The 26,336-nt window shown below is 73.1% G+C and carries 20 protein-coding genes; 15 read left to right on the top strand and 5 right to left on the bottom strand.

Annotated elements, in window-relative coordinates; translation table 11 throughout:
- Positions 1-52 precede the first annotated feature (52 nt).
- Positions 53-1,267 carry a trypsin-like serine peptidase gene (locus tag BUE43_RS01800; RefSeq protein WP_143173896.1) on the top strand — a complete coding sequence of 405 codons (1,215 nt, stop codon included), beginning with the start codon at positions 53-55 and terminating at the stop codon, positions 1,265-1,267.
- A 432-nt stretch (positions 1,268-1,699) separates the two neighbouring features.
- On the opposite strand, the gene BUE43_RS01795 is transcribed toward BUE43_RS01800, so the two are convergent.
- The gene (locus tag BUE43_RS01795; RefSeq protein WP_073479542.1) at positions 1,700-2,701 is read right to left on the bottom strand and encodes an NAD-dependent epimerase/dehydratase family protein; all 1,002 of its coding nucleotides are present in this window, start codon (positions 2,699-2,701) and stop codon (positions 1,700-1,702) included.
- A 138-nt stretch (positions 2,702-2,839) separates the two neighbouring features.
- Between BUE43_RS01795 and purS the strand changes: the two genes are divergently transcribed.
- Genes purS through purL form a run of 3 tightly spaced genes read left to right on the top strand, consistent with a single transcriptional unit; the run spans position 2,840 to position 6,131 of the window.
- Positions 2,840-3,079, top strand: a complete 240-nt coding sequence (gene purS / locus BUE43_RS01790) for a phosphoribosylformylglycinamidine synthase subunit PurS (protein WP_073479541.1) — start codon at positions 2,840-2,842, stop codon at positions 3,077-3,079.
- Positions 3,076-3,807 carry a phosphoribosylformylglycinamidine synthase subunit PurQ gene (purQ, locus tag BUE43_RS01785; protein WP_073479540.1) on the top strand — a complete coding sequence of 244 codons (732 nt, stop codon included), beginning with the start codon at positions 3,076-3,078 and terminating at the stop codon, positions 3,805-3,807. Before purS ends, purQ begins: the two co-directional genes overlap by 4 nt.
- Positions 3,804-6,131, top strand: coding sequence for a phosphoribosylformylglycinamidine synthase subunit PurL (gene purL, locus BUE43_RS01780; RefSeq protein WP_073479539.1), 2,328 nt, complete (start codon positions 3,804-3,806; stop codon positions 6,129-6,131). Before purQ ends, purL begins: the two co-directional genes overlap by 4 nt.
- Before the next feature lie 247 nt (positions 6,132-6,378).
- On the opposite strand, the gene BUE43_RS34580 is transcribed toward purL, so the two are convergent.
- Positions 6,379-6,552, bottom strand: a complete 174-nt coding sequence (locus BUE43_RS34580) for a hypothetical protein (protein ID WP_200797335.1) — start codon at positions 6,550-6,552, stop codon at positions 6,379-6,381.
- A gap of 283 nt (positions 6,553-6,835) precedes the next feature.
- On the opposite strand from BUE43_RS34580, the gene BUE43_RS01775 reads away from it, so the two are divergent.
- From BUE43_RS01775 to BUE43_RS01760, 4 genes are read left to right on the top strand one after another with little or no spacing between them, the layout of a single operon-like run.
- Complete coding sequence (locus tag BUE43_RS01775) at positions 6,836-7,642, top strand: SAM-dependent methyltransferase (RefSeq protein ID WP_073479538.1); 807 nt, start codon at positions 6,836-6,838, stop codon at positions 7,640-7,642.
- Positions 7,639-8,469 carry an SAM-dependent methyltransferase gene (locus BUE43_RS01770; RefSeq protein WP_073479537.1) on the top strand — a complete coding sequence of 277 codons (831 nt, stop codon included), beginning with the start codon at positions 7,639-7,641 and terminating at the stop codon, positions 8,467-8,469. Before BUE43_RS01775 ends, BUE43_RS01770 begins: the two co-directional genes overlap by 4 nt.
- Before the next feature lie 30 nt (positions 8,470-8,499).
- Complete coding sequence (locus tag BUE43_RS01765; RefSeq protein ID WP_073479536.1) at positions 8,500-9,303, top strand: SAM-dependent methyltransferase; 804 nt, start codon at positions 8,500-8,502, stop codon at positions 9,301-9,303.
- Positions 9,300-11,531 (top strand): putative bifunctional diguanylate cyclase/phosphodiesterase, encoded by a 2,232-nt coding sequence (locus tag BUE43_RS01760; RefSeq protein ID WP_234995481.1) that lies wholly within the window; start codon positions 9,300-9,302, stop codon positions 11,529-11,531. The genes BUE43_RS01765 and BUE43_RS01760 overlap by 4 nt, the downstream gene beginning before the upstream one ends.
- 532 nt (positions 11,532-12,063) lie before the next feature.
- Here the strand turns inward: BUE43_RS01760 and BUE43_RS01755 are convergent.
- The gene (locus BUE43_RS01755) at positions 12,064-13,926 is read right to left on the bottom strand and encodes a glycoside hydrolase family 15 protein (protein ID WP_073479535.1); all 1,863 of its coding nucleotides are present in this window, start codon (positions 13,924-13,926) and stop codon (positions 12,064-12,066) included.
- A 53-nt stretch (positions 13,927-13,979) separates the two neighbouring features.
- Complete coding sequence (locus tag BUE43_RS01750; protein WP_073479534.1) at positions 13,980-16,670, bottom strand: glycoside hydrolase family 2 protein; 2,691 nt, start codon at positions 16,668-16,670, stop codon at positions 13,980-13,982.
- A 128-nt stretch (positions 16,671-16,798) separates the two neighbouring features.
- Here BUE43_RS01750 and BUE43_RS01745 point away from each other — a divergent pair, with 128 nt between their 5' ends.
- From BUE43_RS01745 to purM, 5 genes are all read left to right on the top strand, one after another.
- Positions 16,799-17,173: a sterol carrier family protein gene (locus BUE43_RS01745; RefSeq protein ID WP_073479533.1), complete on the top strand. Its 375-nt coding sequence runs from the start codon at positions 16,799-16,801 to the stop codon at positions 17,171-17,173.
- 72 nt (positions 17,174-17,245) lie between these two features.
- Positions 17,246-18,130 (top strand): DinB family protein, encoded by an 885-nt coding sequence (locus BUE43_RS01740; protein WP_327083414.1) that lies wholly within the window; start codon positions 17,246-17,248, stop codon positions 18,128-18,130.
- Between the two features lie 263 nt (positions 18,131-18,393).
- Entirely contained in the window at positions 18,394-19,293 is a 900-nt protein-coding gene (locus tag BUE43_RS01735) for a DUF559 domain-containing protein (protein WP_073479532.1), read from the top strand.
- Positions 19,294-19,957: 664 nt separating this feature from the next.
- The gene (gene purF / locus BUE43_RS01730; RefSeq protein ID WP_073480184.1) at positions 19,958-21,484 is read left to right on the top strand and encodes an amidophosphoribosyltransferase; all 1,527 of its coding nucleotides are present in this window, start codon (positions 19,958-19,960) and stop codon (positions 21,482-21,484) included.
- A gap of 79 nt (positions 21,485-21,563) precedes the next feature.
- Entirely contained in the window at positions 21,564-22,670 is a 1,107-nt protein-coding gene (purM, locus tag BUE43_RS01725; RefSeq protein WP_234995480.1) for a phosphoribosylformylglycinamidine cyclo-ligase, read from the top strand.
- A gap of 450 nt (positions 22,671-23,120) precedes the next feature.
- Here the strand turns inward: purM and BUE43_RS01720 are convergent, their stop codons facing one another.
- Positions 23,121-24,116: a LacI family DNA-binding transcriptional regulator gene (locus BUE43_RS01720; RefSeq protein ID WP_073479531.1), complete on the bottom strand. Its 996-nt coding sequence runs from the start codon at positions 24,114-24,116 to the stop codon at positions 23,121-23,123.
- Between the two features lie 176 nt (positions 24,117-24,292).
- Here BUE43_RS01720 and BUE43_RS01715 point away from each other — a divergent pair, with 176 nt between their 5' ends.
- Positions 24,293-25,306, top strand: a complete 1,014-nt coding sequence (locus BUE43_RS01715; RefSeq protein WP_073479530.1) for a Gfo/Idh/MocA family protein — start codon at positions 24,293-24,295, stop codon at positions 25,304-25,306.
- On the top strand, positions 25,306-26,199 hold the full coding sequence (locus BUE43_RS01710) for a TIM barrel protein (RefSeq protein WP_073479529.1): 894 nt from the start codon (positions 25,306-25,308) through the stop codon (positions 26,197-26,199). The genes BUE43_RS01715 and BUE43_RS01710 overlap by 1 nt, the downstream gene beginning before the upstream one ends.
- Positions 26,200-26,336 lie beyond the last annotated feature (137 nt).

The raw sequence follows: 26,336 nt of genomic DNA, 5'->3' as shown, positions 1-26,336 counted from the left end.
CCAGCAAGATTCGCCCTGTGTGTACCCCCTGCTCACACGGAGAGGTGATCTCGTGCGGACATCGTTACGGCTGATCGTCACCGCCCTGCTCGGCGCCACGCCGGTTCTCGCCGCCTCGGCGGTGGCCCTGCCCGCCACCGGGCTGGGCGCGGCCGAGACCGCCCCGGCCGTGGCCGCCCCCGCCCAGGGGCGCGACCAGGCGGCCGAGGAGGTCGGCACCGAGGAGGCCGTGTCGGTCGCGGTGGGCGGCGACGCCGCCAGCACGACCATCCGGCGTCCCGGCGCCTGGTACGTGAAGGTCCACCTGTCCGACCTGAACCTGCGTCCCGGGGACCAGGTCACGGTGGCCAGCCCCGACCGGTCCGAGGTCCACACCTACTCGGCCGAGCCCCGACACGCCCGCCCCGACGACTCCCCCGGCAGCCAGGACGACAGCGGCTTCTGGGCGCTGTCCGTCACCGGTGACACCGCCGTCGTGAGCGTGCGGGCCGGGAACGGCGCGGCCCCGAGCCGGGACAGCCGCGTCGCCGTGGACCGCATCACGCGGGGCTACACCGAGGAGGAGGAGGCCAACCGGCGCTCCTTCCAGGTGTTCAGCATCTGCGGCAACAACAACTACAAGGACGCTGTCTGCTACAAGTCCAGCAACCCCAAGGAGTTCAGCAAGACCCCGCCGGTCGCCCGGCTGCTGATGAACGGGCGCTCGCTGTGCACCGGCTGGCGGGTCGGCGACAAGAACCGGATGCTGACCAACAACCACTGCTTCGCCGACACCGCGACCGCCAAGAAGACCGAGGTCTGGTTCAACTACCAGTGCCCGACCTGCGGTGGCAGCGGCAGCGGCCCGGTGACCAAGGTGCTCGCGAACTCGGTCCTGAAGACCAACTCCGGGCTCGACTTCACCCTGTTCGACGTGCAGAAGTTCGCGTCCATCAAGTCGTTCGGCAACCTGGAGCTCGACGTCCGGGTGCCCGCGGTGGGCGAGGAGATGTACATCGTGCAGCACCCGCGCGGGCAGCTGAAGAAGCTCGCCCTCACCGACGACAAGTCGCCGTCGGGGAACTGCCAGGTCAAGGCGGTCAAGGTGGACGGCAGCTCGAAGCAGGCCGACATCTCGTACATGTGTGACACCGAGGGCGGCTCGTCCGGCTCGCCCGTGCTGTCGCGCAGGACGCACAAGGTGATCGGGCTGCACCACTTCGGCGGCTGTCCGAACCAGGGCGTCCGGATCGACCTGGTCGCGGCGCAGATCCGTTCGCTGCTCTGACACCGGCTCGGCCCGGTGGTCCGACCGCGAGGGGCGTCAGCGAGGGCGACGCCCGGCGGTCGGCCACCGGGCCGACTCGTGTCCGCCAGCGGGGAGAACCCGCGTTGGCCGGCGCGCCCCGTCGCACGGGGCTCGCCGGTCGTCCGTCATCGGCCTGCCCGTCGTCGCTCGTCGGTCGCTGGTCGTCGGTCGCTGGTCGTCGGTGGTCCGTCGTCCGGGCGGCAGGCGGACATGACGAGGCCCCACCGGTCGGGGGGCTTCCCGGCGGGGCCTCGTCCTCGGTGAGCTCGTCGCTCGCCGTCCTCGCGGCCGCACGTCCCCCAGAAGCTCCACGAACCCCCGGTCAGCGCGTCCGATCGGAGGATCGTCGGGACGGCGGGCCACCGTTACCGCGGCGTACCGCTGTCATCCATTTGGGGCAAAGATCAACGTTCAGTCAAGAGCCGAAAGCAATTCGTTTTCTTCTGCCACCGTCAGACCGGCCGTCCGCGGCCGGTCCAGCCCCAACGCCCGCTCGTGCGCCAGGGCGGCGGCCACCGCGTCGGCCAGCGGGCGGGGCCGCAGGCCGGCCGCGAGCGAGGGGGTCGCGTCGTGGGCGGTCAGCCCGTGCAACGCGGGCGGCAGCCACAGCGGCAGTGACTTCGGGCCCGACCACGGCCCGACGCCGGCGGCCGTCAGGGCCTCCGGCGACACCGGGACCAGCTCCACGTCGTCGGGCGCGACGAGGTCGGCGACCTCCCGCAGGAACTCGCCGAGGGGCTGGGCCGGTCCGACCCCGTCGAACGTGCCCACGAGCCGGCCCTCGGCCGCGTCCACGATCCAGTCCGCCAGGTCCCGGACGTCGACGTACTGCGTGGGCTGGGTGGGCGCGTCGGGGACGACGACCCGGCCGCCGCGCGACATCCGTGCCGGCCAGTAGCCGAACCGGTCGTAGCTGTCCCCCGGGCCGGTGATCAGTCCGGGGCGCACGACGAACGCGCGGTCCCCGACCCGGTCGCGGACCGCGTTCTCCCCGGCCACCTTGATCCGCCCGTAGAGCTCGGGAGCCAGCTCCGGTCGGGACTCCGGCACCTCCTCGGTGTACGGCTCGTGCAGCGCCGCGTCGACGGACAGCCCCGGCCGGGACGTGTCGGAGTAGGCGCTGACCGACGACACGAAGGTCCAGTGGCCGGCCCGGTCCGCGAGCGCGTCCAACGCCTCCGACACCCACCGGTAGGACATCACCGCCACGTCGACCACGGCGTCGAACCGCTCCCCGGCCAACGGCGCGTAGGCGTCCGGCGCGTTCCGGTCCACCCGCACCAGCCGCGTCCCCTCCGGCACGGCCCCGGACTCGCCGCGCGCGGCGCACACCACCTCGTGGCCCCGACGCGCCGCCTCGGCCGCCACCGCTTTCGACAGGAACACCGTTCCACCCAGTACGAGAACTCGCATGGGCCCACCCTCCCGGGCCGCCCAGCCCCGCCGCCAGACCTCTCGCGCAGGGCGAACGCGCAGCTCAGGTACTCTGCGGCCGTACCGCCGACCGGAGTGCCGCGGTCGTGGCACTTCCTGAACCCGGGAGACCCAAGAGTGGCCCGAGTCGTCGTCGACGTCATGCCCAAGCAGGAGATCCTCGACCCGCAGGGTCAGGCGGTGGCCAACGCGCTGCCGCGGCTGGGCTTCGACGGAGTGACCTCCGTTCGTCAGGGCAAGCACTTCGAGCTGGAGGTCGACGACTCCGTCGACGACGCCACGCTCGCCAAGATCGCCGAGACCTTCCTCGCCAACCCGGTCATCGAGGACTGGGTCGTCCGCCGGGTGGACGCATGACCCGCGTCGGCGTCATCACCTTCCCCGGCACCCTGGACGACGTGGACGCCGCCAGGGCGGTCCGGCTGGCGGGCCGGGACGGCGCCGCCGAGGCCGTGCCGCTCTGGCACGCCGACGCCGACCTGCGCGGTGTGGACGCCGTCGTCGTCCCCGGCGGCTTCTCCTACGGCGACTACCTCAGGGCCGGGGCCATCGCCCGGTTCGCGCCCGTGATGGGCGAGGTCGTCCGCGCCGCCAGGCGGGGCATGCCCGTGCTGGGCATCTGCAACGGTTTCCAGATCCTGTGCGAGTCGGGCCTGCTGCCCGGCGCGCTGGTGCGCAACGCGGGCCTGCACTTCGTGTGCCGGGACCAGTGGCTGCGGGTGGAGAACAACGCCACCGCGTGGACCTCCCGCTACGAGCGCGGCGCCGAGATCCTCGTCCCGCTGAAGAACATGGAGGGCCGCTACGTCGCCGACGCGGCCACCCTGGACGAGCTGGAGGGGGAGGGCCGCGTCGTCTTCCGGTACGTCGTGGACGAGCCGGAGCCCGGCCAGGCGCTCAAGCGGCACCTGGGCGTTGACAGCCCCAACGGCGCGCTGAACCACATCGCCGGCATCACCGACCCGACCGGTCGGATCGTCGGCCTGATGCCGCACCCCGAGCACGCCATCGACGCCCTGACCGGCCCCAGCGACGACGGTCTCGGCATGTTCCTGTCCGTTCTCGACGCACTGGTGGCGGCATGACCGGCGGTAGCACGACACAGACGACCGACAACGACGGCCGGGTCGGCGCGCCCGTGGACACCGTCCAGCACGCGGCGGCCACCCCCGACCACCCCCAGCCCCACCGGGAGCTGGGGCTCAAGGACGACGAGTACGCCCGGATCCGGGAGATCCTCGGCCGTCGGCCCACCGACGCCGAGCTGGCGATGTACTCGGTGATGTGGAGCGAGCACTGCTCCTACAAGTCCTCCAAGGTGCACCTGCGGTACTTCGGGGAGACCACCACCGAGGAGATGCGGGCCAGGATGCTGGCCGGCATCGGCGAGAACGCCGGCGTGGTGGACATCGGCGACGGCTGGGCGGTCACCTTCAAGGTGGAGTCGCACAACCACCCGTCCTACGTCGAGCCCTACCAGGGCGCGGCGACCGGCGTCGGCGGCATCGTGCGCGACATCCTGGCGATGGGCGCCCGCCCGGTCGCGGTGATGGACCCGCTGCGGTTCGGCCCGGCCGACGCCCCGGACACCCGCCGGGTGCTGCCCGGCGTGGTCGCCGGCGTCGGCGGCTACGGCAACTGCCTCGGCCTGCCCAACATCGGCGGCGAGGTCGTGTTCGACGCGTCCTACGCGGGGAACCCGCTGGTCAACGCCCTGTGCGTGGGCTCGATGCGGGTCGAGGACCTGCACCTGGCGCACGCGTCGGGCACCGGCAACAAGGTGATCCTCTTCGGCGCGCGCACCGGGCTCGACGGTATCGGCGGCGTGTCCGTGCTCGCGTCGGACACCTTCTCCGGCGACGAGTCGGGCGCCGGCCGCAAGAAGCTGCCCAGCGTCCAGGTGGGCGACCCGTTCACCGAGAAGGTGCTCATCGAGTGCTGCCTGGAGCTGTTCCGCTCCGGGCTGGTCGTGGGCATCCAGGACCTCGGCGGCGCGGGCCTGTCCTGCGCGACCTCGGAGCTGGCCTCGGCCGGTGACGGCGGCATGCGCGTGGAGCTGGACCGGGTGCCGTTGCGCGCCGAGGGCATGACCCCGGCGGAGATCCTGTCCAGCGAGTCCCAGGAGCGGATGTGCGCGGTCGTGCGCCCCGCCGACGTGGACGCGTTCCTGCGGGTCTGCGCGAAGTGGGACGTTCCGGCCACGGTGATCGGCGAGGTGACCGACACCGGTCGCCTGGAGATCACCTGGCACGGCGAGACCGTGGTGGACGTGCCGCCGCGCACCGTGGCCCACGAGGGCCCGGTGTACGAGCGGCCGGTGGAGCGCCCGGCCAGCCAGGACGACCTGGTCGCCGACGGCCCGGAGCGGCTGGCCCGGCCGGGCACGCCGGCGGAGCTGCGGGAGACCCTGCTCCGGATGATCTCCTCGCCGAACCTGTGCTCGCGGCGGTGGGTCACCGACCAGTACGACCGCTACGTGCGGGGCAACACCGTGCTGGCCCAGCCCGCCGACTCCGGCATGGTCCGGATCGACGAGGAGACCGGCCGGGGCGTGGCGGTCTCCACCGACTGCAACGGCCGGTACGTGCGGCTGGACCCGTACACGGGCACGCAGCTCGCGCTGGCCGAGGCGTACCGCAACGTCGCCGTGACCGGCGCGACGCCGCTGGCGGTCACCAACTGCCTGAACTTCGGCTCGCCCGAGGACCCCGGCGTGATGTGGCAGTTCCAGCAGGCGGTGCGCGGCCTGGCCGACGGCTGCCGGGAGCTGGGAATCCCGGTCACCGGTGGCAACGTCAGCTTCTACAACCAGACGGGTGACACGGCGATCCTGCCCACGCCGGTCGTGGGCGTACTCGGCGTGATCGACGACGTGCGGCGGCGCATCCCGACCGGCTTCGGCGCCGAGGCCGGCGAGACCCTGCTGCTGCTCGGGGAGACCCGCGACGAGTTCGGCGGCTCGGAGTGGGCGCACGTGACGCACGGCCACCTCGGCGGTCGGCCGCCGAAGGTGGACCTGGCGGCGGAGCGCCTGCTGGCCGAGGTGCTGGTGGCCGGCTCCCGGGACGGCATGGTGTCGGCGGCGCACGACCTCGCCGAGGGCGGGTTGGCCCAGGCCCTGGTCGAGGCGGCGTTGGCCGGCCAGACCGGGTGCCGGGTCGTGCTGCCCCCGGACGCGGACCCGTTCGTGTGGCTGTTCGCCGAGTCCGCCGGCCGGGCGCTCGTGGCGGTGCCGCGCACGGAGGAGCTGCGGTTCACGGACATGTGCACCGCGCGCGGCCTGCCGTGGAGCCGGATCGGCGTGGTCGACCCGGAGTCGCGGGCGCTGGAGATCCAGGACGTGGCGACGTTCGGCCTGGACGAGCTGCGGGACACCTGGGAGGGCACGCTCCCCGCGTTGTTCGACTGAGGGCTGTTCGATGGGGGCGCTGTTCGACTGAGGCGCCCGCGCCCCGGTTCGCCGGTCGGCATGACCGGAGGCGCTGAACGGTGGGAGGGCGGGTCCCCGGGTGGGACCCGCCCTCCGCCGTGCTGGCCGCCCGGTGGCGCGCCAACCGCCGGCCGGGCGATGTCGTGCGGTCGTTCCGGTGAACGCGCGGCTGACGGGACCGGGCGGCCGGACGGCCGACGTCTTTCCGGAAAGTGTCGTCGCCGGCTCAGTCGGCCTTCTTCCGTCGGGCCGCGCCGGCGGCCGCCAGAGCGAGCCCGACCAGTCCCACCACGACACCGGCCCACGGTTGGTGGCCGCTCGCCCACCGCATCAGCACGGGATCGGTGAACAGGGACAGGACCCCCTGCACCACCAGCACGATTCCGATCACTTCCAGCATCCGGGCCCCCTTCTCGGCACGCCGCCCCCCTCGGACGCGTCGACCAGGGAACTAATTTAACACGGTCGTGCGATAAAGAGGGGGCGCGCGGCGGCCGGGACGCGGTGCTGGACGATCGGGAGGGGGATCACCCGACGATCGGCCGGGGACGGACGGGCGATACCGGCTCAGCCGGACGAGTGGTTACGCAATGTGACGGAGCTCCTCATTGGAGTGAATCAAACGTCAGTCCTATGCTCGGGAGGGCCCTGGGGGCCGGCGACAGCGGAGTGAGGAGCGACCAGTGGACCGTCCCGACTGGGCGCCCGGTGACATCGACCTGGCCCGTCCCAGCGCGGCCAGGGTCTACGACTACTACCTGGGTGGGTCGCACAACTTCGCGGTGGACCGCGAGCTCGCCGCGGAGGCCGTCCAGCTCTGGCCGGACCTGCCCCGCATCATGCGGACCAACCGGGCGTTCCTGCGGCGGGCGGTGCGGTACTGCCTGGCCAGCGGGATCCGGCAGTTCCTGGACCTGGGGTCGGGCATCCCGACCGTGGGGAACGTGCACGAGGTGGCGCAGGCGGTCGACCCCGGCTGCCGCGTCGTCTACGTCGACCTCGACCCGGTGGCGGTCGTCCACAGCCGGGCGATCCTCCCCCGGGAGGGGCGCACCGCCGTGGTCCACGGCGACCTGCGGGACCCGGACGCGGTCCTGGCCGCGCCCGCGGTCCGCGAGCTGCTCGACCCGGACGAGCCGCTGGCCCTGCTCATGGTGGCGGTCCTGCACTTCGTCCAGGACGCCGACGACCCCGCGGCCGTCGTCGCCCGCTACGCCGAGGAGATGGCGCCGGGCAGCCACCTGGTGCTCTCGCACGCCACCCACGAGGGGCGGCCCGAGCGGGCCGAGCCGCACCAGCGGCTCTACGCCCGCACCCGCACCCCGATGCGCATGCGCTCGCACGCGGAGGTCGCCGCCCTGCTCGACGGGTTCGAGCTGGTCGAGCCGGGCCTCGTCCCGCTCCCCCGGTGGCGCCCGGAGGTCGGGGACGCGGCCGACGACCACCCGGAGCGGTTCGCCGGCTACGCCGGGGTGGGGCGGAAACCATGACCTCCGTGGCCACGGGGTCGCGGGGCCTCCCCGAGGACGTGGACCTGGACCGCCCGAGCGCGGCCAGGGTCCACGACTACTGGTTGGGCGGGTCGCACAACTTCGCGGTGGACCGCGCGTTGGCGGAGCGCGCGGTCCGCATCGTGCCCGAGCTGCCGGCCGCGATGCGCGCGACCAGGGCGTTCCTGCGGCGGGCGGTGCGGTACTGCCTGGCCAGCGGGATCCGGCAGTTCCTGGACCTGGGGTCGGGCATCCCGACCGTGGGGAACGTGCACGAGGTGGCGCAGGCGGTCGACCCCGCCGCGCGGGTGGTCTACGTGGACAGCGACCCGGTCGCCGTCTCCCACAGTCGGGTGATGCTCGCCGACGTGCCCGGGGCCGAGATCCTGCACGCCGACCTCCGCGACCCCGAACGGGTGCTCCCGTCGCCCGAAGTGACGGGTCTGCTCGACCTGGACCGGCCGGTGGCGGTACTCATGGTGGCGTCGTTGCACTTCGTGCCAGACTCCGACGACCCGGTCCACGTCATCGGCCGCTACCGGGAGGCCATGGCGCCGGGGAGCCACCTCGTGCTCTCGCACCTCACCGGCGATTCGGACAACGAGGCCGTCGGCGAGCAGGTGTCCCGGGTGGCCGCTCTCTACGCGAGCAGCGCGCAGCGCTTCACGCTGCGGTCGCGTGCCGAGGTCACGGCCCTGCTCGCCGGTTTCGAGCTCGTCGACCCCGGGGTGACCCGCCTGGCGGAGTGGCGGCCCGACACGCCACGGACGACGGACGAGCACCCGCGCCGGGACATCGGGTACGCAGGAGTAGGACGCAGAGTGTGACCCTGTGGTGTGCGCACCGGGAGGGAAGACGTGGACAGACCGACGTGGGCCCCGGTCGAGGTGGACGTGGAGCGGCCGAGCGCGGCGCGGGTCTACGACTACTGGCTGGGGGGCTCGCACAACTTCGCGGTGGACCGCGCGTTGGCGGAGCAGGCCCTGCGCATCGTGCCCGAGCTGCCGGAGATCACCCGGGCGAACCGGGCGTTCCTGCGGCGGGCGGTGCGCTACTGCCTGGACGACGGCATCCGGCAGTTCCTGGACCTGGGGTCGGGCATCCCGACCGTGGGGAACGTGCACGAGGTGGCGCAGGCGGTCGACCCCGCCGCCCGGGTGGTCTACGTGGACAACGACCCCGTCGCCGTCGCCCACAGCCGGGCCATCCTCGCCGGCAACGAGCACGCGGCGGTCGTCCAGGCCGACGCCTGCGACCCCGACGCGGTGCTCGCCGCCCCGGAGACGCGCCGGCTCATCGACCCGGACCAGCCGGTGGCCGTGCTGATGATGGCGTTGCTGCACTTCGTGCCGGACTCCGGCGACCCCGCCGGCATCATCGCCCGCTACCGGAACGCCGGCCCGTCCGGCAGCTACCTGCTGCTCTCGCACGGGACCGACGCGGCCGACGAGCGTCGTGCCAGCATGAAGCAGCTCTACGCCCGCAGCGCCACGCCGCTCGCCCTGCGCTCCCCGGCGGCGGTCGCCGCCCTCCTCGCGGGCTACGAGCTGGTCCCGCCCGGGGTGGTCTACCTGCCGGAGTGGCGGCCGGAGCCGGCCGACGCGCCCGACCCGGACCCCAGCCGGTTCGGCGTGCTCGCCGGGGTGGGGCGCACGCCGTGAGCCGCCCGGCCGAGGGAATCCCGGAACCGAGGCACCGCCTCGGCCTGGCCGCGCTCGCCGGGCGGGGGGCGGTCGGCGGCGGTGCCGCCGACGACGACGTCACCGGCCACGCGGACGTCGTGCTCGGCTTCGCCCTGGCCTGGGCCGAGGCCGTCGCCGGGACGAGCTACGTCTCGATGAGCCGTTCCGAGGTCGAGCAGCACCTGGCCGGGCTGACCAGGCAGCTCGTCACCGCGCTGCTCGCCGAGCCGTTCGACCCCGCGCCCGCGCGGGAGGTCGGCGCGGCGATGGTGGCCGCGCACTTCACCGGGACCGAGACCCTCACCCGCACGGTGGCGCTGCTCGCCACCGACCTGCCGGCCCGGCTCGGCCTCACCGGGGACGCCTGCCCCGGCCGGGAGCGCGCCGTCGAGCGGGTGGCCGCCGTGCAGGGCGCGCTGGCCGGCGGCTACGCCGAGGCGTTGCGGCAGCGCACCCTCGACGAGCAGGAGGCGATCAGCCAGGCCGTGTTCGTCGCCAGGGACCAGACCGAGCAGGCGCTGCGGGCCAGCGAGGCCCGGTTCCGCGCGGTGTTCGCCGAGGCGGCGACCGGGATCGGCGTCGGCGACGTGGCCGGCCGCATCCTCGACGCCAACGCCTCGCTGCTCGACATGATGGGCTACAGCCTGGAGGAGCTGCGGCAGCGCAACGTCCGCGACTTCATGCACCCCGAGGACGCGGCCAGCGTGTGGCGGCTCTACGACGAGCTGGTCCAGGGGCAGCGGGACCACTTCCGGGTGGAGAAGCGGTTCTTCCGCAGCGACGGCGAGGTCATCTGGACGCACCTGACCACCTCGCTGATCCGGGACGACCGGGGCAACCCCACGTACCAGGTGGCGATGATCGAGGACGTCACCGACCGGCACCTGCTCCAGGAGCGGCTGCGGTACCAGGCGCTGCACGACCCGCTCACCGGCCTGCCCAACCGGGCGCTGTTCCTCGACCGGCTCTCCCGGGCGTTCGAGACCGGCGGCCGGGACGGCCGGGTCGGCCTGTGCTACCTCGACCTCGACGGGTTCAAGGTCATCAACGACAGCCTGGGCCACGACGTCGGCGACCAGCTCCTGGTGGCGGTCGGCCAGCGGCTGGACGCCTGCGTCTCCGCGCCGGGCCGGCTGGTCGCCCGGATCGGCGGCGACGAGTTCATCATCCTGGTCGAGCGCTCCGGCAGCACCCAGGACGTGGTCACCATCGCCGACCACGTGCTGGCCGCGCTGGAGGCCCCGATCCGGGTCGGGGAGCACGAGCTGGCCGTCTCGGCCAGCATCGGCCTGGTCGAACGCCCCGTCCAGGGCACGACTCCGGCCGACGTCATGCGGGACGCGGACATCACGCTCTACTGGGCCAAGTCCGACGGCAAGGCCAAGTGGGCGTTGTTCGACCCGGAGCGCAACGCCCGCGAGGTCGCCCGGTTCACGTTGTCGGCCACCATGCCGGCGGCCATCGAGCGCGGCGAGTTCTACCTGGACTACCAGCCGCTGGTGCGGCTGTCCGACGGCCAGCTGGTGGGCGCCGAGGCGCTGGTCCGCTGGCGGCACCCGGAGTTCGGCCTGCTCGCGCCGGACCGGTTCATCGGGCTGGCCGAGGAGACCGGCCAGATCGTGCCGCTGGGGCGGTGGGTGCTGCGCGAGGCGTGCCGGCAGGCCCGCCTGTGGCAGGACCGGTTCGGCTCGCGCGCGCCGTTCATCAGCGTGAACCTCGCGGTGCGGCAGTCCCGCGACCCCGGTCTGGTCGCCGACGTCGCCAAGGTCCTCGCCGACACCGGGGTGGAGGCCACCCGGCTCCAGCTGGAGCTGACGGAGAGCGCCGTCATGGGCACCGCCGACGAGCCGCTGGACGCCCTGCGCGCGCTGTCGGCCATGGGGGTGCGGATCGCCATCGACGACTTCGGCACCGGCTACTCGAACCTGGCCTACCTGCGGCACCTCCCGGTGCACGAGCTGAAGATCGCCGGCTCGTTCGTCGAGGGCCTGCGGGCGTCGGCGGCGGACGGCTCGCACGTGGTCGACGCGCGCATCGTGGGCACGCTGGTCTCGCTGGCGCACGCGCTGGGGCTCGGGGTGACCGCCGAGGGGGTGGAGACCGAGGCCCAGGCCCGCCGGCTGGACGACATCGGCTGCGACTCCGGGCAGGGGTGGTACTTCGCCCGCCCCGGGCCGCCGGACCAGATCAACCGCCTGCTCTCCTGACCACGTTCGGTCAGTCGATCTTCCGGGACGTCAGCGGCCGCCTGCGCCGCTCCTGGTGGTCTCGCGCGATTCCGCGTCGGCAGCTTCTGCGGTCGCCCGCGCGGGTGTCTTCGTGGATTCTTCGCCCGTCCAGGGGGCTCCACGTCACCGTTCTTGTCGGTCTCTCGTGAGACGTTGGAAATGGGGGGTTCCACCCCTAGCAAGCCCTGTAGTGGGCACAAGATACCGAATGTCGGCCGTGGCCCGGGGAAGTTGTCCACAGGCGGCGCTGGTTGTCCACAGTCACACCATTGCCGGGTGAACGACGGGCCGGTCGCGGGGCAGTTGTCCACAGGTCGCGTTTCTGCTGTTGGGGTGCCTGGTGGGCGCGGGATAGGTTGGAGCGGGGCTCGCCCCCCAGGGCGGGTGGGGGCTGACCTGAGGGGCGGCGGAGAGGTGGGTCCGCCGGAGGGGCGAGGACAGCGTCCTCGTCGACGGTGCCCCCACCAACAGCGTCCTCATCGAGGGGGCGGCCCGAATTCGGCGGCAGTTCTCACGACGCCCCGTTGGCGCGGTCGCGCTCGTGACGCTGTCGGCCGCCGAACAGCACCGCCGCGCTGTTGACCAGCGCCAGGTGGCTGAACGCCTGGGGGAAGTTCCCGCAGAACCGGCCCCGGTCGGCGTCGTACTCCTCGGCGAACAGGCCCACGTCGTTGGCCAGCGCCACCAGCCGGCCGAACATCGCCTCCGCCTCGTCCCGGCGCCCGCCGAGCGCGAGCGCGTCGACGTACCAGAAGGAACAGGCGAGGAACGACGCCTCGCGCCCCACCAGACCGTCCACATGCGACTGTCCACTGCGGGTGGAGTAGCGGTCGATCAGGTCGCCGTGGCGCAGCGTCCGGTCGATCGCGTCGAGCGTGCCGAGCACGCGCTCGTCGTCCCCCGGCAGGAAGCCCACGGCGGGGATGAGCAGGGTGGCCGCGTCCAGCTCGGTGCCCCCGTAGTACTGGGTGAACGCGCCGAGCTCGCCGTTCCACCCCTGTCGCAGCACCTCGGCGTGCACGACCTCGCGCAACTCGCGCCACCGCTCCACCGGACCGGGGAGGCCGTGCTGCTCGACCGCGCGCACCGCGCGGTCGAACGCGACCCAGACCATGACGCGGGAGTGCGTGAAGTGCCGCTCCGGACCGCGCACCTCCCACAGACCCCGGTCGGGCTGCTGCCACACGTGTTCCAGGTGTCGCATCATGCCGCGCTGCACGGCCCACGACTCCGGGCTCTCCTCGAGCCCGCGTTCCCTGGCCAGGTGCAGCGCGTCCATCACCTCGCCGTAGACGTCGAGCTGGAGCTGCCGGAAGGCCGCGTTGCCGACCCGCACCGGGCGCGCGCCGCCGTAGCCGGGCAGCCAGTCCACCTCCCACTCGACGAGGTGCCGCTCGCCGTCGACGCCGTACATGATCTGGGCGTTCGCCGGGTCCCCCGCCGTCGCGCGCACCAGCCAGTCCCGCCACCGCTCGGCCTCCTGCGAACAGCCGAAGTTGTCCAGCGCCAGCAGGGTGAAGGTCGCGTCGCGCAGCCAGCAGTAGCGGTAGTCCCAGTTCCGCTCCCCGCCGGGGGCCTCCGGCAGCGAGGTGGTGGGGGCGGCGACGATCCCGCCGCTGGGGTCGTAGACGAGCGCCTTGAGGGTGGTCAGCGAGCGGCGCACCACCTCCGCGTGCGGGCCGTCGTAGCTGATCCGCCCGGACCACTGGCGCCAGAACGCCTCGGTCTCCTCCGTCGACCGGTCCGCGTCGAGCGCCGGGGGCATCGGCTTGTGCGCCGGGCTCCACTGCATCACCCAGGACAGCCGCTGGCCGGCGGCGACGGTGAAGACCGCCTCGTGGGCGCGCTCGTGCCGCGCCCGGTAGGGCAGTCGGTCGCCCCGGAGCAGGACGGTGTGCGGGCCGGCCACCGCCAGGATGGTCTGGCCCTCCGCGCTGTCGCACCGGCGCACCCACGGAATGGCGTCGCCGTAGGCGAAGCGCACCACCCAGCGCAGCTTGACCTCAACCTCGCCCGACACCCCCTCCAGCACGCGCACCACGCTGGGCTCGTCCTCGTGCTCCCTGCGGTGCGGCGGCATGGAGTCGATCAGCCGGACCGCGCCGTCCTGGGTGTGGAACTCCGTCTCCAGCACCATCGACGTGTCGCGGTAGCGCCGTCGGACCTCCGAGACGGGGCCGGTCGGGCAGATCTGCCAGTGGCCCTCCCCGCCGAGCAGACGGGCGAAGCAGGACGGGGCGTCGAAGCGGGGCAGGCACAACCAGTCCACCGAGCCGTCCCTGCCGACCAGCGCGGCGGTGCGCAGGTCGGACAGCAACGCGTAGTCCTCGATGGGGCTGCCGGACGGAAGCGGACGCTCGTGCTGACGTGCCATCACTCCCACGCTAGGCACATCGGCCCCGGGCGGCCACCGCTAGGCGGTCACCGCTAGCCGACGCGAGCCGTGTTCCACCCGGTGACCTCGACGTGGGGGCGGGCGCCCGCGAGGTCGTCGGCCCGGTACTCGGCCCGCAGCTCGGCGGTCTCGCCCGGCCAGAGCGTGACGTAGTTGTCGCTCCAGCGCACCGGCAACACCTGCTCGCCGTCCGGTCCGCGGCGCAGGTTCGCCCGCAGGAAGAACGCCGCAGGGCCGCTCTCGGCGGGGTTCCGCACCGTCACGGTGGTGCGCAGCGTTCCGTCGGTCCCGTGTTCGGTCCGGGTGCTGGTGGTGATCCGCGCCTCGGGCATCCCCCGCAGGCCGGTGTAGTCCGCGCCGTTCGTGATCGGGGTGTGCCACCAGGTGGAGTTCGCGTAGTCGAGCTCGTCGGCGCGGTCGGACAGCCAGTAGACGTTGCGGTCCACCTCCCTGCCCTCGGCGTCGAGGAGCAACAGGCGCAGCAGGTGCGTTCCCCTGGGAGGTGGTGGTGTGGTCAGCGTGCGTACGGAGGAACCGCTGCCGACCGCCTTGTCGGCCGCTGTCCCGTCCGCCACCACGGCGCCGTCCACAGTGAACACCGTGGACCGCACGGTCAGCCCCCGCGCCTCCTCGGGGCCGGTGTTGACGAGGACGACCGAGCGGTCGTCGTAGGAGTACTGGACGTGCAGCGGCCGCAACGCCTTCTTCGCGCCGAAGTAGGAGCCGGCCGGCGAGAGGTTGTGGTCCCAGAGGTGCCAGTAGAGCGTCGGCCACGCGTTGTTGAGCATCCAGTAGATGACCCCGGTGGCCGGCCGCACCGGGTCGGAGAAGTCACGGCCGAACGCCTCCAGCTGGGCGCGGTTGGCCTCGTAGTTCATCAACTGCGCCTTGCGCAGGAAGTCGTCCCGGTCGCTCGGGGGCCCGTAGCGGAGGTTCATCGCGCGGGCGAACAGCCGGAGCGTCCCGAAGACCTCCTTCTGCGCGAGGTGGTAGTGCCGCTTGTCCGGGTTCCGCCACAGGTCCTCGATCTCGGCGGGGGACAGGTAGCGGCGCAGGGCGTCCAACTCGGGGATCGTCGGCCCGGGGCCGACCTCCGAGGCGAACCCGAAGGCGCCGCCGAGGCGGTCGTTGTACCAGTAGTTCGGGGGAACCCACCAGTACGGGCCGTCCATCTTCATGCCCGAGGAGCCCAGCTCCGGTGAGCTCAGCAGCTTGGCGGACGGGATGACCGGGGCCCGCCAGCCCACCGAGCGGAACGCCTCCAGGTAGGTCCGCTCCACGCGGGCCGGTGGCGCGGTGTCGCTGCCGATGAGGAACGCGATGACGCTGGGGTGCTCGCGCAACCGCCGCGCCTCGGCCTTCGCCGAGGCCCCCGCCACGACGTGGTCGGCGTCGGTCCACGTGCCGTACTTCTCCCACTTCGTGCAGCACTCCCAGCCGGGCAGCAGCATGACGCCCATCCGGTCGGCGAGCTCGAGTAGCTCGTGGTCCTCCTGCTTGCCCTCCATGCGCAGGGTGTTCAGCCCGGTGTCCCGGACGTACCGGAGCTGGTCGGCGAGGCGTCCCGGCTGGGTGCGCAGGAAGAGGTCGGAGGCCCAGCCCGCGCCCCGGATGAGCAGCGGTTTGCCGTTGATCTCGAACTGGCGGTAGCCCTGCGGCGTCAGCGGGGCCCGCACGTCTCGGATGCCGAACGTCGTGGCCCGTTCGTCGGAGAGGTCGCCGTCCACCCGGGCGGAGAGGTCGAGCCGGTAGAGCGGCTGGTCGCCCAGCTGCGCGGGCCACCAGACGCGCGGGTGGCGCACGACGAGCTGGGGGAAGGCGTCGGGAGCGAAGTCGACGGCGCGGGTCTCCCGCGGCCGGAGCTCGACCTCCTGCCGCAGCCGGATCGAGTCGATCCGCCCCGAGACCACCGTCCGCAGTGGCCGGTCGGTGTTGTTGCGGACCTCGGCCGTGACGGTGAGGTCGGCCCGTTCCATGCCGGGCAGCGCCAGGTTCGACGCCACCCGACTGTCCACAAGGGACACTGACCCGGTGGTGCCGAGCTGCACGTCCCGCCAGAGGCCGGTGTTGTTGTCCGGGGGTGACGGGCTCCAGTCGAGGAAGCTCACCGTGAGGTCGTGGTTCGGGTCGCCGGGCATCGCCTTGATCGCCAGCGCGTTGCGGCCGCGCCGCAGCCGCGACGTGACGTCGATCTCCTGGGCCGGGTAGGCGCCGGCGACCTGCTCGCTCCCGGCGATCCGCTCGCCGTTGAGCCAGATCTCGCCGCGCGAGATGACGCCCCCGTTGAGGCGCAGGAAGGTGTGGCGTCCCGAACGGGGCCACGCGAGGAAGTCCCGCCGGTACCACCAGGGCACCCGGAAGTCGGCCGGGTCGACGGCGTCCCGGAGGTTGGTGGAGTAGTTGAGGTCTGGGTAGCGCCCGTTCTCGACGAGGCCGGCCATCACCGTCGACCGGGCGGAGACCCGGAGCCAGCCCGGGGCCCGGTAGCCCGGCCGCGAGACCTCCTCGCCCGGCGACGGGTCCGCGGCGGCGGACTGGAGCTGCCAGTTCGGGATCGTGCTGACCCCGCCGGGGCGGTCCACCGCCAGCACGTCGGCCGCCAGCGCGTCGGCCGGCGGGTCGCCCGCCCGCGCGGGGACCGGGGCGCTCATCGGCAGGGCCATGGCGAGGCAGAGCAGTGGGACGAGCCGTGGGGCGAGCCGTGCGGTCCGACGCCGGGCCATCGCACCTCCTCGGGGCGCTTCGGAAAGAACCCTTCCAAAGTGACCAGGTCACGGCAATGCTCTCTCGGTGGTAACCGGCTGGCCTCTCCGCGCTGACCGCCCTGGGCCGCCCTCCCTAGGCTGACCCCGTGCCCCGACGGACCGTCGACCCGCAGGAACTCCGCGCCGCCGTGCTCCACGTCGCGCCGTGGCTGGACGGCGAGGCGGACGAGCCGCCACGCGCCGACCTGGCGGCGGCGGTCCGGCTCAGCCTGCGCACCCTGGAACACGTCGCGCCCGGGCGCAGCGTGGAGGTGCGCGTGCCCCCGTTCGCCGCCGTGCAGTGCGTCGCCGGCCCGCGACACACCCGGGGCACCCCGCCCAACGTGGTCCAGACCGATCCGCGCACCTGGCTGGAACTCGCCACCGGACGACTGCGGTGGGACGACGCCCTCGCCGCCGGCCGGATCGACGCGTCGGGAAGCCGCGCCGACCTCGCCCCGTGGCTCCCGATCGTGCGCTGACCTGCTGTCGTCCCGCCATCCGGACACGCATTAGCCGGGATTCGCTAACGGTATTCGGACACGGCATGCGCCATGGCGGACAGATCACCGATTGCCGCCGATTGGCACACCTCGCACAGGGCCGAACGTGTGGAGTTTCCGGGCCAGCTTCACCATTTTCGGTGCGGAGTTCGCATCATGCGCGGCACGATGTGTCTCCGTCTGACCGAGGAGGGGGATGTGCGAACGGTGTTGGGCGTGCAGCGGTGGCTGAGTGCGTTCGACGAGCAGAGTCGGATGTTTCGGGACGTGGTCCGGGAGGTGGACCCGGAGACGATGGTGCCGTCCTGCCCGCCGTGGACGTTCGGTCAGCTCACGATGCACGTCGGGCGATTCCTGCAAACAGTGAGTGCGCACGTTCGGAGCGGAAGTCAGGAGCCGATGAGACCGGATCCGCTCACGACGGTTCCCGATCCGGTCGGATTCCTCGACGAACAGGTCGCCGACGTCCGCGAGGTGCTCGGGTCGACGCCGGGCAACCGCCCGGTGTGGACGTTCTCGCCCGCGGCCCCCCGGTTGGCCTGGTTCTGGCACCGCCGGGTCGCGCACGAGATGGCCCTGCGGCGGTGGGACGCGCACAGCGCCTCCCGCTCGTCCGCCCCGCTGTCCAGGGATCTCGCGCTCGACGGCGTGGACGAGGCGCTGGGCACGCTGCTCGCGGCCAAGCAGGCCGTGGACAGCCCCCTCGCCGTCAGCGGCACCGCGCTGGTCGTCTGCGACGACGGCGACGAGACCTGGCGGGTCCGGTTCGTCCCCGGCGAGGTGCCCGAGGTGCGACAGGTCAAGCCGGGGGCCACCGTGGCGACGGACGCCCGGGCGAGTGGTCGCGCGTCGCACCTCTACCTCGCGCTGTGGGGTCGGGTTCCGCTGAATGGCGAGGGCGATCCCGCCATCCTGGCGGCGCTGCGTCTTCGTTGAGCCGACGCGCCGAGTAGTCCGCTTCTCCCGTGTTCGCGGGAGCGGAGCCCCGAATGACTGACTTCTGGCAATTGCCAGGACGACGGAAAACGCCTGGCACCCGGCCTCACCGGCGGGTTCGGAATGCTCCACGGGTGACACTGGGTCGGCGCGATCGGCGGTCGTGACAGGTTTTCCGCGGAGTTATCCACAGTCACCCGAATTCCTCCACAGGCCGGAGGTTCCCGGTTGGCGTCGTTCCCGCGCGGCGGCATGGTCGACGCATGCTGGAGATACCGGGAGCGAGACATGGAGCGTGTACGCGAGAACAGGCGATCGCGGCCCTCGGTGAGCGGGGTCTTCGGGCCGCGGTGCGGGTGGGGCGGCTGCGGGAGTTGTGGACGGGGGTGCTCATTCCGCCGGACCGGGTACTCGACCCGCTCACCCGGGCCTCCGCCGCCCTCTGGTTCGCCGGCGAGGGCGCCGTGTTGTCCGGACCGACCGCCGCGCTCGCCCACGGCTGCACGGCGGCGGACGGCCAGCGGGTCCACGTCACGGTGCCCTACACGCGCTACCTCCGCCGCCGGCCCGGGCTGCGCATGCGCCAGGGTCAGGTCTGCGAGGAGGACGTCGTCGAACTGGCCGGCCTGCGGGTCTTCGTGCTCGACCAGGTCATCGCGGAGCTGCTCCGCCGGGACGGCGACGCCACCGCCCTCGCCTGCCTCGACCAGGCGCTGGCCGGCCTGGCGTCGCCGTACCGGGCGCGGTTCCGCGCCACCGTCGGCGGGCGGCTGGCACGCCAGGTCGATCGGCGCGGGGTCGCGCGGGCGGAACTGCTGCTCGACCTCGGGACCGGGCTGGCCGAGTCGCCGCAGGAGAGCGCCCTGCTGCTCACGGTCGTCGACGCGGGCCTCCCGGTGCCGGTGCCGCAGCACGAGGTGCCCGACCTGGACGGCCAGGCCGCCTGCCGGCTCGACCTCGCCTGGCCCGAGCTGCGGATCGCGCTGGAGTACGACGGCCGCGCGGCGCACGAGAACTGGGTGGCGGCCGACGCGGCCAGGGACGCCTGGCTCGCCAGCCGGGGCTGGGTGACGGTCCGTGCCAGGGCCGAGGACCTCCGCGACCCGCGCCGCCTGCTCGACGAGATCACCCGCGCCTTCCGCGCCCGCGGCGCGGCGGCCTGACCGACACCCGGGAGGAACACCATGAACCAGGACCACCCGACGCGGACGACCGTCAGGGACGAGCAAGGCCACCACGGAGCGCCTCGGCCACCGCCCGGCGGCCTCTTCTCCCCACCGCGTTGACCCCTCTGGCGCCCGTGTGCCCGGGACACCGGGATGCCAGGACACGTCAACGTGAGCCCACCACCATCTGCGCGTGCCAGACCGGCATCGACAGCACGGCGACCGGCCACCGCCGTGCGCGCGACCGCGGAGCGCGGCAACCGGGGCTGACACATGTCCAAAGGGGCGGGGCGAGACCAACAACGGGGGGGGGGGGGGGGGGGGGGGGGGGGGGGGGGGGGGGGAGCCCCCCTGCGAATGAGTTGGGAGAAGCGGTGCGGGCGCACGGGTGGTGGGCGCTGCCGGCGCAAGCGTTTGCGGTTTTGGTTCGGGGTGTTACCGGAAAGTGGTCTCGGCGAGGGGTTGTCGGAGGTGGCGGGGGGAGCCGAACGGGCGTGGCCGGGTTTTGTAACGGCGTAATGGGACCGCCGCCACCCCCGGGGAGGGCTGGTGGTGAACCCGTTCGACTTACACTTGGGTGCAGTCGGCTGCCGTCGCGAGGGAGTTTTCGGTGGTCACCGACCCTTCCACTCCGGAATCCGGACCCTTCTACCCCGCGCTCCTGAGCGATCCAGAACCGCCCAACCTCGACCGGGACATCCCCCGCGAGGAGTGCGGCGTCTTCGGTGTGTGGGCCCCTGGCGAGGAGGTGGCCAAGCTCACCTTCTACGGTCTCTACGCGCTCCAGCACCGAGGGCAGGAGGCGGCCGGCATCGCCGTCGCCGACGGCTCGCAGGTGGTGGTGTTCAAGGAGCTCGGCCTGGTCAGTCAGGTGTTCGACGAGCAGGTGCTGTCGTCCCTGCGCGGCCACGTCGCCGTCGGGCACAACCGGTACTCCACCACCGGCTCCACCACCTGGGAGAATGCCCAGCCCACCTTCCGCACGACCGCGGCGGGCAGCGGGCTGGCGCTCGGCCACAACGGCAACCTGGTGAACACCGCCGACCTGCTGGCCAGGGCGCGCGAGATGAACGCGCTGCCGGCCAGTAGCGCGGGCGCGTCGGCCAGCTCGGACTCCGACCTGGTGTGCGGCCTGCTCGCCGCCGGCGCGGCCGACACGGGCCTGGAGCAGGCGGCCATGGAGCTGCTGCCCACCCTGCGCGGCGCGTTCTCGCTGGTCTTCTGCGACGAGTCGACGCTGTACGCGGCGCGGGACCCGCAGGGCGTGCGCCCGCTGTGCCTGGGCCGGCTGGAGCGGGGCTGGGTCGTGGCGAGCGAGACCGCCGCCCTGGACATCGTGGGCGCGAGCTTCGTCCGCGAGGTCGAGCCCGGCGAGCTGATCGCCATCGACGAGGACGGGCTGCGCAGCTCGCGCTTCGCGACGCCCGAGCCGAAGGGCTGCATCTTCGAGTACGTGTACCTGGCCCGCCCGGACACGACGATCTCCGGCCGGTCCGTGCACGCGGCGCGCGTGGAGATCGGCCGCCGGCTGGCCGCGGAGCACCCGGTCGAGGCCGACCTGGTGATCCCGGTGCCGGAGTCGGGCACGCCGGCCGCCATCGGCTACGCGCAGGCCTCGGGCATCCCGTACGGCCAGGGCCTGGTCAAGAACGCCTACGTGGGCCGGACCTTCATCCAGCCGAGCCAGACCATCCGCCAGCTCGGCATCCGGCTGAAGCTGAACCCGCTGCGCGACGTCATCCGCGGCAAGCGGCTGGTCGTCGTGGACGACTCGATCGTCCGCGGCAACACGCAGCGCGCGCTGGTGCGGATGCTGCGCGAGGCGGGCGCGCTGGAGGTGCACGTGCGCATCGCCTCGCCGCCGGTGCGCTGGCCGTGCTTCTACGGCATCGACTTCGCCTCCCGCGCGGAGCTGGTGGCCAACGGGCTCGACGTGGACGGCATCCGCCGCTCGATCGGCGCCGACTCGCTGGGCTACGTGTCGTTGGACGGCCTGGTGGCCGCCACCGAGCAGCCCCGCAGCCGGTTGTGCGCGGCCTGCTTCGACGGCGACTACCCGATCGCGCTGCCCGACGACGCCCGGATCGGCAAGTTCCTGTTGGAGGGCATCGAGCGGGGCGTGTCCGGCCAGGCCGAGCCCGTCCTGCCCAACGGCTACGGCGCGGAGGACGCCGTGCGGCGGCCGTGACCGCGCCGGGCAACCCACCGGGCGCCGGCCGCCGTCCCCTCACCGCAGACCTCGACCGCACGTAGATGGAGCACCAGTCGTGACCACCCAGATCGAGAGCCCGAAGGCCACCTACGCGGCGGCCGGCGTCGACATCGCCGCCGGTGACGAGGCGGTGGAGCGGCTCCGCCCGTGGGCGGAGAAGGCGACCCGGCCCGAGGTCATGGGCGGCATCGGCGGCTTCGCCGGTCTGTTCCGCCTCCGGCTGGACCGGTGGAAGGAGCCGGTGCTGGCCTCCTCCACCGACGGCGTCGGCACCAAGATCGCCGTGGCGCAGGCGCTGGACAAGCACGACACCGTGGGCATCGACCTCGTCGCCATGGTCGTGGACGACCTGGTGGTGTGCGGGGCCGAGCCGCTGTTCCTGCAGGACTACATCGCCGTGGGCAAGGTGGTGCCGGAGCGGATCGCCGACCTGGTGAAGGGCGTGGCGACCGGCTGCCAGCAGGCCGGCTGCGCGCTGCTCGGCGGCGAGACCGCGGAGCACCCCGGCCTGATGGCGCAGGGCGAGTACGACCTGTCGGCCACCGGCGTCGGCGTGGTCGAGGCCGCCGAGGTGCTCGGCCCGGAGCGGGTGCGCCCGGGTGATGTCGTGATCGCGATGGCCTCCTCGGGCCTGCACTCCAACGGCTACTCGCTGGCCAGGCACGTGCTGCTGGACATCGCGCGGATGCCGTTGTCCGGCCAGGTCGAGGAGTTCGGCCGCACGCTCGGCGAGGAGCTGCTGGAGCCGACCCGCATCTACGCCAAGGACTGCCTGGCGCTGGCGGCCGAGACCGAGGTGCGGACGTTCGCGCACGTCACCGGCGGCGGTCTCGCCGGCAACCTCGGCCGGGTCATCCCCAAGGGCCTGACCGCGGTGCTGGACCGGGGCACCTGGACGCCGGCGCCGGTGTTCGCGGTGGTCGCGCAGCGGGGCCGCGTCGAGCGGGACGAGATGGAGCGCACGTTCAACATGGGCGTCGGGATGGTCGCGGTCGTCGCGGCCGAGGACGTCGACCGCGCGCTGGCCGTCCTCACCGCCCGGCACGTGCCGGCGTGGGTGGTCGGTGAGGTGTGCAAGAGCAGCACGCTGGAGGGTACGGACGCCGAGGTCGACGGCGACGTGCCGCGCGCGGTGCTGCGGGGCGACCACCCCCGCTTCTGATCTGAAACGGCGGGGGCGGCGGTCCACAGTGGACCGCCGCCCCCGCCGTTTCCGGGTTTGCGATCCGGGTTTCGCCGAGGGATGTCGCGGTCTTCAGTGCTGGGCGGGCGTGGGTACGGCGAGGTCCACTCCGTGGGGACGGAACCACCGGGTGGTGCCGATCTTCATTCCGCTGGAGAATCGAGCGCCGGACCGAGGGTCTTCTCCCGGTAGTTCTCATGCTCGGTGAGACGTGGTCGAACAGGGTTGGCCTGAGCCAGGAACCACCCGGTATGGGGCGAAATCCCCACCGTCCACGACCAGACCCGCTCTCTCCCGCATCTCACTGTCCACAAAGGATGCAACTCGGCCCCTGATGAGCGGCAGGCGCCAATGGGCCCACCTGTGACCGGGTCCGCCATGCACCGCTCGTCGACAAAGCTGAAGCCCGGCCGACACGGCGGTGGGACGCTACCGGGGCGCGGTGGTGCCGCGGACGACCAGCGATGGGTGCAGAAGGTGCCGCACCGGCTCGGCGCGTTCGCCGCGGACGCGTTGCAGCAACGCCTCCCCCGCGAGCCGGCCCATCTCGCTCCGCGGTTGGTCCACAGTGGTCAGTGAGAGGTGGCGGAGGCCGGCCAGCGAGGTGTTGTCGTAGCCGACGAGCGAGACGTCCTCAGGCACCCGCAGGCCGGCCTCCGCCAACGCGGCCAGCGCGCCGACGGCGTTGTAGTCGTTGGCCGCGACCAGTGCCGTGGGCAGGTCGTCCTCACTGTCGGCGAGCAGTTCGCGGACCGCCCTCGCGCCGGCGACGTCGGTGTACTCGCTGCGCACGACCACGGGGTCCAGTCCGTGTCGCCGCATCGCCCTGTCGTATCCCCGTCGGCGCAGCGCGGCCTGCGAGCCGCTTCCGCCGTCCAGGTGCGCGATTCTCTTGTGGCCCAGCGAGACCAGGTGGTCCACGGCCACCTCGGAGCCGGCCTCGCCGTCGTCGTTGACAGTGTCCACTGTGGACAGTCGGGAGGAGCGGGCCACCAGCACGACGGGCTGTTGTTGCGCCGCCGTCGCGATGTCCGCCGCCGACACGACGGTGCCGAGCAGCGCCACCCCCGCCGGGCGGAAGGACAGCAGGCTGCCGAGCGCCCGTCGCTCCCGCGCGGGGCTTCGGCTGCCGGTGCTGATGATGAGGTCGAAGCCCTGGTTCCTGGCCACCTCGTCCAGGCCGTCGACGACCTCGGCGAAGAACGGGTTGTGCAGGTCGGAGACCATCACGCCGAGCACGGTCGAGGTGCGGCTGGCCAGTGAGCGGGCCATGGCGTGCGGGGAGTAGCCCAGCTCCTGGGCGGCGCGCAGCACCGCGGCGCGTCGTCGCTCGCTGACCTTGGGCGAGCCGCGCATCACCAGTGAGACCAGTGCCCGCGAGACGCCCGCGCGTCGGGCGACGTCCTCCATGGTGGGACGACCCACCGCTTCCTCCCCGCCCCGGCTCCCGACCAGTTCCTTCGGCCTACTTCTGGGTTCTCCCCGATGTGACCCTTGACACTGCTGTGACGCAGGCTACAGCATTAGCGCGCTCTCATCAGTAGAGCGCTCTAACAGAGCTCCAACAGAAGCGCCCTCCCACCAGGACGGAGACGCAGCGGATGCGGATCGGAGTCGCGGGGGTCGGTCGGATCGGCGCCATGCACGCCGCCAACCTGGCCGCGCTGGACCAGCTCGACGAGGTGCTGCTGTTCGACCCGGTCCCCGGCAGGGCCGAGGTGGTGGCGGCCGGGCTCGGGGGTCGGGCGCGGCCCGTCGCCGACCTCGACGGCCTGCTCGCCGCCAGCGACGGCGTGCTGCTGGCGGCGCCCACCCCGACGCACCCGGAGATGCTGCGGCGAGCCGTGGCCGCCGGGGTGCCGACGTTGTGCGAGAAGCCGCTCGCCGACGACCTGGACACGATGCGGGGGCTGGTCGACGAGATCGACCGGGCCGGGGTGGAGGTGCTGGTCGGCTTCCAGCGGCGGTTCGACCCGGCGGTGGTGGAGTTGCACCGCCGGCTGCGCGCCGGCGAGGTCGGCCGGGTGTACCTGGTGCGGGCCGTGTGCGTCGACGCCACCCCGCCCGCGTTGGAGTTCGTCGCGACCTCCGGGGGCCTGTTCCGGGACTGCCTGATCCACGACCTCGACGCGGTGCCGTGGCTGGTCGGCGAACCCGTCGTCGAGGTCTACGCGTCCGGCTCCGTGCTCGTGGACGAGGCGTTCGCCGAGGTCGGCGACGTGGACAACGCGGTGGCCGTGCTGCGCTTCGCCGGCGGGGCGCACGGTCTGCTCACCGCCGGGCGGCACGACCCGCTCGGTTACGACTGCCGGACGGAGGTCTTCGGCAGCAGGGACACCCTGGTCGTCGGCCTGGACGACCGCACGCCCCTCACCTCGCTGGAACCGGGCGGACCCCGGGTCGGCGACGCCTACCCGGGCTTCCCCGAGCGGTTCCACCGCGCCTACCGCAACGAGCTGGCGGTGTTCCTGGACGTCGTCGCGGGCCGTGCGGCCAACCCGTCGCCCGCCAGGGAGAGCCTGGTCAGCCTGCGGTTGGCCGAGGCGTGTGAGGAGTCCCGACGCAGCGGGCTCCCGGTCCGCGTCGGGCGGCAGCAGCCGGTGGGGGTGGCGTGATGGCGACGACGCCGAGAGTGGCCGGGGCGCCGATCTCCTGGGGCGTGTGCGAGGTGCCGGGGTGGGGGCACGTCCTCGACCCGGAGACCGTGCTCGCCGAGATGGCCGGGCTGGGGCTCACCGCGACCGAGCTGGGCCCGCCCGACTACCTGCCCAGCGACCCGGAGCGGCTGCGCGCCGTGTTGTCCCGGCACGGGTTGGGCCTGGTCGGCGGGTTCCTCCCCGTCGTGCTGCACGAGGCCGACCGGGTCGAGGAAAGCCTGGCCGAGGCCGACCGCGTCGCCCGGGTGCTGGCGGCCGGGGGCGCCGAGGTGCTGGTGCTGGCCGCGTCGACCGGGCTGGACGGTTACGACGAGCGGCCCCGGCTGACCGACGGGCAGTGGCGGACCCTGGTCGCCACGGCGGCGGCGGTGCGGGAGGCGGCGGCGCGGCACGGTCTGACGACCGCGCTGCACCCGCACGTCGGCACCCACGTGGAGACCGGCGCGGAGACCGAGCGCTTCCTCTCCGACTCGGACCTGTCGATCTGCCTGGACACCGGCCACCTGCTGATCGGTGGGGGCGACCCGGCCGCGGTCGCCTCCCGCTGGGCGCACCGCGTCGGCCACGTCCACCTCAAGGACGTGCGGGCCGCCGTCGCCGAGCGGGTCCGGGCCGGGGAGCTGACCTACACCGAGGCGGTCGGCCAGGGGATCTACACCCCGCTGGGGGACGGCGACGTCGACGTCGCCGCGATCGTCGCGTCCCTGACGGCCGCCGACTACCAGGGTTGGTACGTGCTGGAGCAGGACACGGCGCTGTCCGGCGACGGGGCCGAGGAGGCCGCCCGGCCGCGCCGCGACACCGCGCGCAGCCTCGCGTGTCTGCGCGAGCTCCTCGCCGGGTTGGGCTGAGCAGGGGACAGGGAGGGGCGATGGCGTCCAACCGCTCCGCGGTGCGGCACCGCCCGGCCCACCCTCCGGAGAGCGGCGGATGAGGCGCGCCAGCGGTGCGCGCATCTGACGTGGACACAACTGACAACCGCGGAGAT

Origin of the sequence: Streptoalloteichus hindustanus (genome assembly GCF_900129375.1) — a bacterium.
GTDB lineage: Bacteria > Actinomycetota > Actinomycetes > Mycobacteriales > Pseudonocardiaceae > Streptoalloteichus > Streptoalloteichus hindustanus.
The sequence above is the reverse complement of the archived record's forward strand: the minus strand, read 5'-3'. Positions and strand labels throughout refer to the sequence as shown.